The sequence below is a fragment of the Streptomyces sp. MA5143a genome, from assembly GCF_900290235.1.
Lineage (GTDB): Bacteria > Actinomycetota > Actinomycetes > Streptomycetales > Streptomycetaceae > Streptomyces.
Window position 1 is genome coordinate 78,625 of sequence record NZ_OLMK01000013.1, and the last position, 10,958, is coordinate 89,582.

The following is a 10,958-nucleotide window of genomic DNA, read 5'->3' on the forward strand; positions in this document are numbered from 1 at the left end:
TCCGACCCCGGCCCCGCGAGGCGCGACCCGAAGGGGCACCGCCCCGTACAGCCTTTGAGAGAGGAACGATGACTTCCATGGCCGATGCCCCCACCGGCAAGGTGACCTTCGTCGGTGCCGGGCCCGGCGCCGCCGATCTGCTGACGTTCCGGGCCGCCCGGGCGATCGCGGAGGCGGACGTCGTGATCTGGGCGGCCAGCCTGGTGCAGGCCGAGGTGCTGGACCACGCCCGCGCGGACGCGGAGATCCTCGACTCGGCCGCCATGTCCCTGGAGGACGTCGTCGCCGTGTACGAGCGGGCCCTCGCGCAGGGGTTGAAGGTCGCCCGGATCCACTCCGGTGACCCGGCGTTGTGGGGCGGCACCCAGGAGCAGCTCGACCGGTGCCGGGCACTGGGCATCGAGACCGAGGTCGTGCCGGGCGTGTCGTCGTTCTCCGCCGTCGCCGCGCTCGCCCAGCGGGAGCTGACGATCCCGGAGGTCGCGCAGTCGGTGATCCTGACCCGGCTCGGCGGGGGCAAGACGCCCATGCCGCCGGGTGAGGAGGTGCGGGAGTTCGCGCGGCACGGCACGACGATGGCGATCTTCCTGTCGGCGGCGCGCAGCGGCCAGCTGGTGCGGGAGCTGCTGGAGGGCGGCTATCCGACCAATACCCCGGTGGTCATCGCCTACCAGGCGACCTGGCCGGAGGAGCTGGTCGCGCGGTGCACCATCGAGACGCTGGAGGAGACCGTCAAGGAGCACAAGCTCTGGAAGCACACCCTGTTCCTGGTGGGCCCGGCCCTCGACGCGCAGGGCACCCGCTCGCACCTGTACCACCCCGGCCACTTCCACGGGTACCGCAAGGCCGACCCCGAGGCGCGCAAGGCGCTGCGGGAGGCGCGCGGCCGGGGCGGCACGCCGTGATCACCGTCATCGGTACGGGCACGGGGGCGCCCCTCTCCCCGGACGCCGAGGCCGTCCTGGCCGAGGCGGCGCTCGTCGTGGGCGGACGCCGGCATCTGGCGGCGGCCCCTCTTCCGGCGACGGCCGAGCAGGTCGTCCTCGGGGCGCTGGCGCCCGCCCTCCGGGTGATCGAGAAGTACCGGGACCGGCGGGTCGTCGTCCTGGCCTCCGGTGACCCGGGGTTCTTCGGGATCGTGCGGGCGCTCGCCGAACGCTTCGGCGCCGGGGAGCTGGACGTCCGGCCGGGGGTGTCCTCGGTGGCCACCGCGTTCGCCCGGCTGGGGCTGCCCTGGGACGACGCGGTCGTGGTGAGCGCCCACGGGCGTGCGCTGCGCACCGCGCTGAACGTGTGCCGGGCCCGCCCGAAGACGGCGGTGCTGACCGGGCCCGGCAGCGGGCCCGCCGAACTGGGGGCGGGGCTGCTGGACAGCCGGCGGACCCTCGTGGTGGCGTCCGCGCTGGGCGATGCGGAGCGTGAGCGGGTGGAGCGGGTGACACCGGCCGAGGCCGCCGCGCGCGACTGGGGCGCCGAGGTCAGCGTCGTGCTGTGCCTGGACGAGGCGCACACCGTGTCCGCCGTGCGGACCGTCGCCGGGGCCCCGGCCGCTCCGGACGGCTGGGCGCTGGACGAGGACGCGTTCGCGCACCGCGACTCGATGATCACCAAGTTCGAGGTGCGGGCCCTCGCGCTGGCCCGGCTCGGCCCCCGGCTCGGCGACCTGGTGTGGGACGTCGGCGCGGGCTCCGGCTCGGTGGCCGTGGAGTGCGCGCGGCTCGGCGCCGCCGTCACCGCCGTCGAGCGGACGGCGGACGGCGTCGAGCGGGTCCGCGCCAACGCCGCCGCGCACGGCGTCGACGTGCACGTGGTGCACGGGACCGCGCCGGACGCGCTGACCGGGCTCCCGGACGACCCCGACGCCGTGTTCATCGGCGGCGGGGGGCGCGAACTGCCCGCGATCGTGACCGCGTGCGCGGAGCGCGCCCGGCGGACCGTGGTGGTCGCCATGGCCGCGCTCGACCGGGTCCCCGCGGCCCGCGAGGCGCTCGTCGCGGCCGGGCTGACCTGCGACGGGGTCCTGTTGCAGGCGTCCCGACTCGCGCCGCTGCCCGGGGACGTGACCCGGCTCGCGGCGACCAATCCCGTTTTCCTGCTGTGGGGCGTGAGGCCCCCGGCGCACTGTGAAGGAGTTGACCGGTGATCGGCCTGATCTCCGCGACCGCCGCGGGGGCCGTTGCCGCCCAGCGGCTCGCCTCGGCGTGGCCCGAGCGGACCCGTGTGTACGAGGGGCCCGTACGGGACGCCGTGGGGCGCGCGTTCGGCGAGTGCGAGCAGGTGGTGTGCTTCCTCGCCACGGGTGCCGTGGTGCGGCTGATCGCGCCGCTGCTCGCGGACAAGGGCACCGACCCGGGTGTCGTGTGCGTCGACGAGGGCGGGCGGTTCGCGGTGTCGCTGGTCGGCGGGCACGCGGGGGGCGCCAACGCGCTCGCCGTCGAGGTGGGCGAGGTGCTCGGCGCCGAGCCCGTCGTGACCACGGCCACCGACGCGGTCGGGGTGCCCGGCCTGGACACGCTCGGGATGCCGGTCGAGGGGGATGTCGCCCGGGTCTCCCGGGCCCTGCTCGACGGGGAGGACATGGAGCTGGACCTGGAGATCGCCTGGCCCCTGCCCGCGCTCCCACCGAACGTACGGCGCCCGGGACCGGACGCGCCCGCCGAGCGCGGCGGACCGGCGATCGTGGTGACCGACCGGGTGCTCGACGCCGGCGGTCGCCCCACCGGTGACGGGCGTGTGCTGCTCCGTCCGCCGTCCCTCGTGGTGGGGGTCGGGGCGTCCAGGGGTGCCCCCGCCGACGAGGTGCTCGGGCTGATCGAGAACGCCCTGCGGGACGCCGGCCTCTCCCCCCGGTCCCTCGCCGAACTCGCCACCGTCGACGCCAAGGCCGACGAACCCGGTCTCGTCGAGGCCGCCGCGCGTCTCGGTGTCCCGCTGGTCACGCACTCCGCCGAGGAGCTGGCCGCCGTCGAGGTGCCGAACCCGTCGGACGCGCCGCTCGCCGCCGTGGGCACCCCCTCCGTCGCGGAGGCCGCCGCACTCGTCGCGGGGGGTGAACTCCTCGTCCCCAAGCGGAAGTCGGAGCGGGCGGACGGCAGGCCCGCGATGGCGACCTGTGCCGTCGTACGGCGGCCGGCGCGGGGGCGGCTCGCGGTGGTGGGGCTCGGACCGGGCGCCCGGGACCTGCTGACGCCACGCGCGAAGGCCGAACTGCGGCGGGCCTCCGTGCTCGTCGGGTTGGACCAGTACGTCGACCAGATCCGGGATCTGCTCCGGCCCGGCACCCGGATCCTGGAGTCCGGGCTGGGCGCGGAGGAGGAGCGGGCGCGGACCGCGGTGGCCGAGGCCCGCCGCGGGCAGGCCGTGGCACTGATCGGGAGCGGCGACGCCGGGGTGTACGCCATGGCCTCGCCCGCGCTCGCCGAGGCGTCCGACGACATCGACGTGATCGGTGTGCCCGGGGTGACCGCCGCGCTCGCGGCCGCCGCGATCCTCGGGGCGCCGCTCGGGCACGACCATGTGTCGATCAGCCTGTCCGACCTGCACACGCCGTGGGAGGTCATCGAGCGGCGGGTGCGGGCGGCGGCCGAGGCCGACATCGTGGTGACGTTCTACAACCCGCGCAGCAGGGGCCGGGACTGGCAGCTGCCGAAGGCCCTCGCCATCCTCGCCGGGCACCGTGAGCCGACGACACCCGTCGGGGTCGTGCGGAACGCCTCGCGGCCGGACGGGTCGCACCGGTTGACGACCCTGGCGGCGCTCGACCCGGCGACGGTCGACATGATGACCGTGGTGACCGTGGGCAACACGGCGACCCGTGAGATCGCGGGCCGCATGGTGACGCCGCGCGGCTACCGCTGGCAGGAGAACCCGGAGGGCGCCGAGTGAACCATGTGGTCCACCCGACCGAGCCGTTTCGGCGACCGGCCGCCCACCGGCCCGCCCCGCCCACCGAGGCGACCGTGACGGGCCGGCCGGCACCGGCCGCCGCGCCCGTCGCCCCGCAGTACCACCCCGTTCGACACTCCGAGGAGACATCGTGACCACCCCGCCGCCCGCCCTGCTCATCGCCGGTCATGGCACCCGGGACGATGCCGGAGCCGAGGCGTTCCGCGACTTCGTCCGGGAGCTGGGGCGCCGCCACCCCGAACTGCCCGTCGCGGGCGGCTTCATCGAGCTGTCCCCGCCGCCGCTGGGCGAGGCCGTGGCCGACCTGGTGGAGCGGGGTGTGCGGCGGTTCGCCGCCGTCCCGCTGATGCTGGTGTCCGCCGGGCACGCCAAGGGCGACATCCCGGCGGCGCTGGCCCGCGAGAAGGAGCGGCACCCGGGGATCTCGTACACCTACGGCCGTCCGCTGGGCCCGCACCCGGCGCTGTTGAGCGTGCTGGAGCGACGGCTGGACGAGGCGCTCGGCGGTGCGGGCCGCAGCCCCGAGGACCGTGCCGATGTGACCGTGCTGCTGGTGGGGCGCGGCTCGACCGACCCGGACGCCAACGCCGAGGTGTTCAAGGCGGCCCGGCTGCTGTGGGAGGGGCGCGGATACGCGGGCGTGGAGACGGCGTTCGTGTCGCTGGCGGCGCCGGACGTGCCGAGCGGTCTCGACCGGTGCGTACGGCTCGGCGCCAAGCGGATCGTGGTGCTGCCGTACTTCCTGTTCACCGGCATCCTGCCGGACCGGGTGCGGCAGCAGACCGAGGGCTGGGCTGCCGCGCACCCGGAGATCGAGGTACGGTCGGCCGATGTCATCGGTCCGGAACCGGAGTTGCTCGATCTGGTCATGGAGCGCTACCGGGAGGCCCTGGAGGGTGATCTGCGGATGAACTGCGACTCCTGCGTCTACCGGATCGCGCTGCCCGGGTTCGAGGACAAGGTGGGGATGCCGCAGCAGCCGCACTTCCACCCGGACGACGACGGGCACCACCACGGCCACCACCACCACGGGGGACACACGCACTCCCATGCACACTGAACACCGGAGCGGTTCCCGGCATGCGGGCCACGACCTGCGGCATCACGGTGACGCCGAGGTGCGGGACGACGGGGCCGGGCTCACCGACCTCGCCGTGAACGTACGGGCCGGCACACCGCCCGCCTGGCTGCGGGAGCGGATCGCCGGGTCGCTGACCGGGCTGGCCGCCTACCCCGACGGGCGGTCCGCCCGGGCTGCGGTGGCCGCCCGGCACGGGCTGCCCGCCGAGCGGGTGCTGCTCACGGCGGGCGCCGCCGAGGCGTTCGTGCTGCTGGCGCGGGCCCTGAGGGTCCGTCGGCCGGTAGTGGTGCACCCGCAGTTCACGGAGCCCGAGGCGGCGCTGCGGGACGCCGGGCACAGCGTCGGCCGGGTGCTGCTGCGGGCGTCGGACGGCTTCCGGCTGGACCCGGAGGCCGTACCCGAGGACGCGGATCTGGTCGTCGTCGGCAACCCCACCAACCCGACGTCGGTGCTGCACCCGGCGGGGGCGATCACACGGCTGGCCCGGCCGGGGCGGACGCTGGTGGTGGACGAGGCGTTCATGGACGCGGTGCCGGGCGAGCGGGAGGCGCTGGCCGGGCGGACGGACGTGCCCGGTCTGGTGGTGCTGCGCAGCCTCACCAAGACGTGGGGCCTGGCCGGGCTACGGATCGGCTATGTCCTCGCCGCACCGGAGACGATCGAGGAGCTGGAGCGGGCGCAGCCGCTGTGGCCGGTGTCGACGCCGGCGCTGGCGGCGGCCGAGGCGTGCGTGTCCGAGCGGGCGCTGGCGGAGGCGGCCGACGCGGCGTACCGCGTCGCCGCCGACCGGGACCATCTGGTGGCGGGTCTCAAGGAGTTCGCGCCGGACGGCCTGACCGTCGCCGAGCCCGCCGAAGGGCCGTTCGTCCTCGTCAGCCTGGATCGCGCTCCGGCCGTGCGCCGCTATCTGCGGACCCTGGGGTTCGCGGTGCGCCGGGGCGACACCTTCCCCGGCCTGGACGAGAACTGGCTGCGGCTGGCGGTCCGTGACCGAACGACGGTCAACAACTTCCTTCAGGCGCTGGACCAGGCGATGACGCTGGCGGACCGTTGAGCGGAGGGGGCTCGACGGTCCGCCGGCGGATCCTGCGGCGCGGGTGCTACCGGGTCAGCACTGCGAGCTGTGCTTGCAGTGCAGCTTCACGCCCATCTTGTGGCTGAAGTCCTGCCACTTGCCGCGCGCGAAGGACTTGTTGACCCCGTCGGGCACGCTCGGCTTGGCGACGTAGGCCCAGACGTGGAGCATCAGGTACCCGGTGCTCTTCTCGTTGTAGAACTGGAAGTACACCTTGGAGCCGGCGCCGTCGAAGTGGCCCTTCTGCGCGACGAAGTACCAGCCGTTCGCCACGCCCTTCGAGTAGAACTTGACGGGCGCGTTCTTGCAGCCGAAGGGACCTGCCGCGCAGGCCTTCAGCTTGATCAGCTGGCCTTCCTTCGGGTACGCCTTCGGCGCGTTCTTGACCGGGAACGTGCAGTTGAAGCACTTCTTGAGTTCCTGGATGGCCTCGGCGGGCTTCCAGGGCCGCCCGATGTACTTGGCGTTGTTGGGCTTGACGTGGAGGCGCCAGTCGTAGAGCTTGCGGAGCTTGACGGCGGCCGCGGCCGTCGTGTCCTGCTGGGCGGCCGTCGTCTCGGCCTTCTTGGCGACGGGAGCGCCGCTGCTGGCGGACGCGGCGCCGGCGGGGGCGAGGACGGCGAGCATGGCGGCCCCCGCGACCGCCAGGTTCGACAGTCTGCGGAGAAGAGGGGAACGGTTGGGCACGGAAGCCTCCCTGGTGCTGGACGGAACATTCGGGACGGGCGTGCGGTGCGCAACCAACCTAGAGAGCGGGCGAGTTCCCGGAAATTGTCCCTTCGGCCACTGCCCTTGAGGCCCTGTCCCGCAGGGGAGGCGTCGAGAGGTGTCAGGCGGTGACCGTGCCGTTCAGCACGACCCGCAGGGGCGCCGCCAGGGCGCGGACGTCGTCGCGGGGGTCCTCGGCGTAGACGACGAGGTCCGCCGGGGCGCCCTCCTCCAGGCCGGGGCGGCCGAGCCAGGTCCGGGCGTCCCAGGTGGTCGCGGCGAGGGCCCGGAGCGGGGGGATGCCGGCCTTGACCAGTTCGGCCACCTCGTCGGCGACCAGGCCGTGCGGGAGGCTGCCGCCGGCGTCGGTGCCGACGAAGACGGGGATCCCGGCGTCGTAGGCGTTGCGGACGGTGTCGTAGCGGCGCTCGTACAGGTTCCTCATGTGGGCGGACCAGACGGGGAACCGGGCCTCGCCGCCCTCGGCGAGCTTCGGGAACGTGGCGATGTTGACCAGGGTGGGGACGATCGCGACGCCGCGGGAGGCGAACAGCGGGATCAGGTCGTCGGTGAGGCCCGTGGCGTGTTCGACGCAGTCGATGCCCGCCTCGACGAGGTCGCGCAGCGAGGACTCGGCGAAACAGTGGGCCGTGACGCGGGCGCCCAGGCGGTGGGCCTCGGCGATCGCCGCCTCGACCGCGCCGCGCGGCCAGCACGCCGCGAGGTCGCCCACCTCGCGGTCGATCCAGTCGCCGACCAGCTTCACCCACCCGTCACCGCGCCGGGCCTCCCGGCCGACGTACGCGACGAGGTCGTCCGGCTCGATCTCGTGGGCGTAGCCGCGGATGTAGCGCCGGGTACGGGCGATGTGCCGGCCGGCGCGGATGATCTTCGGGAGGTCGTCGCGGTCGTCGACCCAGCGGGTGTCGGACGGGGAGCCCGCGTCCCGGATCAGGAGGGTGCCGGCGTCGCGGTCGGTCAGGGCCTGCTTCTCCGCGGTGCCGGCGTCGACCGGCCCGTGCGCGCCGAGACCGACATGGCAGTGGGCGTCGACGAGACCGGGCAGCGCCCACCCCTCCACGGTCCGCACGTCCCGCGCGGTGGCGGGACGGTCGTAGGAGACCCGGCCGTCCACGACCCACAGCTCGTCCCGAACCTCGTCGGGCCCGACGAGGACCCGCCCCTTCACACGCAGCACAGCACGCTCGTTCATACCCGCACCCTAGCCAGACGCTTCCGCTGTGGCTCAGCGTTGTCGGGTGCGGGTGAGTGGGGGCTTGTCGCGCAGTTCCCCGCGCCCCTGAAGGGACGGGCCTGCGGCCCGCCCTTCAGGAAAAGCACGGGCGCAGCCCGGTCGCTTTTCAGGGGCGCGGGGAACTGCGCGAACGGCCCCCACCTCCCCGCACCCGACGAACGAACCCTTTCAGTCGCTCTTGCCCACCTGGTCCGACGTCTCCTCCTCCACCTCCGCCATCGCGGGGTCGAGGAGACGGGACAGGAAGTGGCGGGTGCGCTCGTGCCGGGGGGCGCCGATGACCTGCGCGGGCGCGCCGTCCTCGACGATCACGCCGCCGTCCATGAAGACGACCCGGTCGGCGACCTCGCGGGCGAAGGTCATCTCATGGGTGACGACCATCATCGTCATACCCTCCTCCGCGAGCCTGCGCATCACCGCCAGGACGTCGCCCACCAGTTCCGGGTCCAGCGCCGACGTCGGCTCGTCGAAGAGCATGACCTCGGGGCCCATGGACAGGGAGCGGGCGATCGCCACGCGCTGCTGCTGGCCGCCGGAGAGGGAGGAGGGGTAGGCGTCCGCCTTCTCGGCGAGACCGACCCGTTCCAGGTTCTCGGCGGCCACCCGCGCCGCCTGAGCCTTGCCCCGTCTGAGGACCCGGCGCTGCGGGAGCGTGAGGTTTTCGGTGACCGTGAGGTGCGGGAAGAGGTTGAACTGCTGGAAGACCATGCCGATACGGCGGCGTACGGCGTCGATGTCGACGTCCGGGTCCGTCAGTTCGGTGCCGCCGACGAAGACCTGGCCCTTGGTGGGTTCCTCCAGGAGGTTCACACAGCGCAGCAGGGTCGATTTGCCGGAGCCGGACGGGCCGATGACGCAGACGACCTCGCCTCGGCCGATCTCCAGGTCGATGCCCTTGAGGACCTCGTTGTCGCCGAACGACTTGTGCAGGGCGCGGACCTGGATCTCGGGGTGTCCGCCCGGCGTCTTCGGGGTCATTTCACGGCCTCCTGGGCCTTCGCCTCCATACGGCGCACGACGAAGCCGAGCGGGATGGTCACCAGCAGGTAGCACAGGCCGGCGACCAGGATCGGCGTGGAGTTGGCGGTGGTGCTGGCCAGGTCCCGCCCGTACTTGGACAGTTCGCGCTCCTCCAGGGTGACCCCGAGGAACAACACCAGCGAGGAGTCCTTGAAGAGGAGGACGAGTTCGTTGGTGAGCGGCGGGAGGATGATCCGGAACGCCTGCGGGATGACGATCGAGACCATCGCGCGGGCCGGCGAGAACCCCAGCGAACGGGCCGCCTCCATCTGCCCCTTGGGGACGGCCTGGATGCCCGCGCGGATCGTCTCCGCCATGTACGCCGCCGCGACCAGGCCCAGCGCCAGGGCGACCTTGCCATAGGTGCCGCCGACGATCTCCGTGCCCGGGAAGGCCAGCGGGACGGCGACGCCGATGAAGATGAAGATCAGCAGGGCGGGCAGACCACGGAAGATCTCGATGTACACGCCGGCGAACCAGCGGTACGGGCCGACCGACGACAGCCGCATCAGGGCGATCACCATGCCGAGCACCAGGCCGACGGCGAAGCCGGACAGGGTGTAGAGCACGGTGTTCTTCAGTGCCAGCGTGATGACGTCCGGGAACATCTGCTCGGCGATGTCCGCCTGCGCGAACTGGTTCTTCAGCCGGCCCCAGTCCGCCGAGACCGCGAAGGCGATCACGGCGGCGACGAAGACGACGTACTGCGCGCCGCGCGACAGACCGCGCTTCTGCCGTCGGGTCAGCCCCTTCTTCCTGGGCTGGACCACCGCGTCCGTGTCGGCCATGGGTCAGGAGGCGGACGGGGAGGCGGACGCGGCGCTCTCGTCGTACGGGCCGATCCACTTCTCGTACAGCTCGCGGTAGGTCCCGTCGGACCTGGCCTCGGAGAGCGCCTTGTTGATGGCGGCGAGGAGCTTGGTGTTGCCCTTCTTGACCGTGAAGCCGTACTGCTCACCGGTGTTGATGTTGTCCGCGACCTCGAAGGCGTCGGCGTTGGCCTTGTCCTTCAGCCAGCCCTGGACGACGGGGTAGTCGATGACGACGGCGTCGACCTGGCCGGAGCGCAGTCCGTTGAGGACGGCGTCGGAGGACTCGAAGGAGACCGGGTCGAGGCCCTGGCTCTTGGCGTAGTCCTCGCCGGTGGTCTGCGCCTGGGCGCCGACCTTCTTGCCCTTGAGGTCCGCGAAGGAGTTGATCCCGGCGCCCTTGTCGGCGAGGACGGCCTGGGTGGCGTCGAAGTACGGGTCGGAGAAGTCGACGTTCTTCTTGCGCTCGTCGGTGATCGTCATACCGGCGGCGGCGAGGTCGCACTCACCGGAGTTCAGGAAGGCGCCCGTCTTGAAGTTCTCGAACGGGGTGTCGAGGATGTCCTGCTTCACGCCCAGGTCCTTGGCGACGAGGTCGATCAGCGCGACGTCGAAGCCCTGCACCTTGCCGTCGATCTCCGACTGGAACGGCGGGTACGGGAGGTGCGTGCACGTGGTCAACTGGCCCGCCTTGACCAGTTCGACCCCGCCGGCGGCCGTCTTGGTGCCGCTGCCGCCGTCGTCGGTCGAGGTGCAACCGGCCACGAGCAGCAGTCCGGCCGCGGCGGTGGTGGCGGCCAGGATGCGGGTCCGGCGTGCGGGGACCGAGTTCACGGGGAGACCTCCTGTGGGGAACGTAGGCATCCGATTATAAGGAGATGTTTGACTTACTCAAACCAATCCGATGGCCACTGGGCCGTTCAGCCTCAGAAGTCATCGGTGCGGGGCGGCAGATGCTCTCGGATTCAGGGGGCGGGGATCGTCGGACGGTGCTGCCGGACGCGCCGATTACGCTCGACCTGTGTCGACCCGGGTCGGCCCACCCTGGACACCATCTACCGTTCCTTGATACTGAGCGGGAGTGGGTCCTGTTGCCAGGACTGG

Annotated in this window: 10 protein-coding genes; 5 read left to right on the plus strand and 5 right to left on the minus strand. The window is 72.9% G+C overall.

Annotated elements, in window-relative coordinates; translation table 11 throughout:
- The first annotated feature begins 77 nt into the window (after nt 1-77).
- From cobM to cobC, 5 genes are all read left to right on the plus strand, one after another.
- A complete protein-coding gene (gene cobM, locus SMA5143A_RS06740) occupies nt 78-905 on the plus strand; it encodes a precorrin-4 C(11)-methyltransferase (protein WP_107462002.1) in 828 nt (275 codons plus the stop codon).
- Nucleotides 902-2,143 (plus strand): precorrin-6y C5,15-methyltransferase (decarboxylating) subunit CbiE, encoded by a 1,242-nt coding sequence (cbiE, locus tag SMA5143A_RS06745; RefSeq protein ID WP_107462003.1) that lies wholly within the window; start codon nt 902-904, stop codon nt 2,141-2,143. Before cobM ends, cbiE begins: the two co-directional genes overlap by 4 nt.
- A complete protein-coding gene (gene cobJ / locus SMA5143A_RS06750) occupies nt 2,140-3,885 on the plus strand; it encodes a precorrin-3B C(17)-methyltransferase (RefSeq protein ID WP_107462004.1) in 1,746 nt (581 codons plus the stop codon). Before cbiE ends, cobJ begins: the two co-directional genes overlap by 4 nt.
- Nucleotides 3,886-4,036: 151 nt before the next feature.
- Complete coding sequence (locus SMA5143A_RS06755; RefSeq protein ID WP_055716373.1) at nt 4,037-4,966, plus strand: sirohydrochlorin chelatase; 930 nt, start codon at nt 4,037-4,039, stop codon at nt 4,964-4,966.
- Complete coding sequence (gene cobC / locus SMA5143A_RS06760; protein ID WP_107462005.1) at nt 4,956-6,041, plus strand: Rv2231c family pyridoxal phosphate-dependent protein CobC; 1,086 nt, start codon at nt 4,956-4,958, stop codon at nt 6,039-6,041. The genes SMA5143A_RS06755 and cobC overlap by 11 nt, the downstream gene beginning before the upstream one ends.
- A gap of 54 nt (nt 6,042-6,095) precedes the next feature.
- Here the strand turns inward: cobC and SMA5143A_RS06765 are convergent, their stop codons facing one another.
- The 5 genes from SMA5143A_RS06765 to SMA5143A_RS06785 form a co-directional block, all read right to left on the minus strand.
- Entirely contained in the window at nt 6,096-6,749 is a 654-nt protein-coding gene (locus SMA5143A_RS06765) for a hypothetical protein (RefSeq protein WP_107462006.1), read from the minus strand.
- Nucleotides 6,750-6,891: 142 nt separating this feature from the next.
- Nucleotides 6,892-7,983, minus strand: a complete 1,092-nt coding sequence (locus tag SMA5143A_RS06770; RefSeq protein ID WP_107462007.1) for an amidohydrolase family protein — start codon at nt 7,981-7,983, stop codon at nt 6,892-6,894.
- A 210-nt stretch (nt 7,984-8,193) separates the two neighbouring features.
- Entirely contained in the window at nt 8,194-9,003 is an 810-nt protein-coding gene (locus SMA5143A_RS06775) for an amino acid ABC transporter ATP-binding protein (RefSeq protein ID WP_107462008.1), read from the minus strand.
- Nucleotides 9,000-9,833 carry an amino acid ABC transporter permease gene (locus SMA5143A_RS06780; RefSeq protein WP_107462009.1) on the minus strand — a complete coding sequence of 278 codons (834 nt, stop codon included), beginning with the start codon at nt 9,831-9,833 and terminating at the stop codon, nt 9,000-9,002. Before SMA5143A_RS06780 ends, SMA5143A_RS06775 begins: the two co-directional genes overlap by 4 nt.
- Before the next feature lie 3 nt (nt 9,834-9,836).
- The gene (locus SMA5143A_RS06785; RefSeq protein ID WP_107462010.1) at nt 9,837-10,688 is read right to left on the minus strand and encodes a transporter substrate-binding domain-containing protein; all 852 of its coding nucleotides are present in this window, start codon (nt 10,686-10,688) and stop codon (nt 9,837-9,839) included.
- Nucleotides 10,689-10,958: the final 270 nt, after the last annotated feature.

Bases quoted from the DNA above. Each gene is read 5' to 3' on its own strand.
- SMA5143A_RS06775 (WP_107462008.1), bottom strand. From the start codon at position 9,003: ATGACCCCGAAGACGCCGGGCGGACACCCCGAGATCCAGGTCCGCGCC.
- SMA5143A_RS06780 (WP_107462009.1), bottom strand. From the start codon at position 9,833: ATGGCCGACACGGACGCGGTGGTCCAGCCCAGGAAGAAGGGGCTGACC.
- cobC (WP_107462005.1), top strand. From the start codon at position 4,956: ATGCACACTGAACACCGGAGCGGTTCCCGGCATGCGGGCCACGACCTG.
- SMA5143A_RS06770 (WP_107462007.1), bottom strand. From the start codon at position 7,983: ATGAACGAGCGTGCTGTGCTGCGTGTGAAGGGGCGGGTCCTCGTCGGG.
- cobM (WP_107462002.1), top strand. From the start codon at position 78: ATGGCCGATGCCCCCACCGGCAAGGTGACCTTCGTCGGTGCCGGGCCC.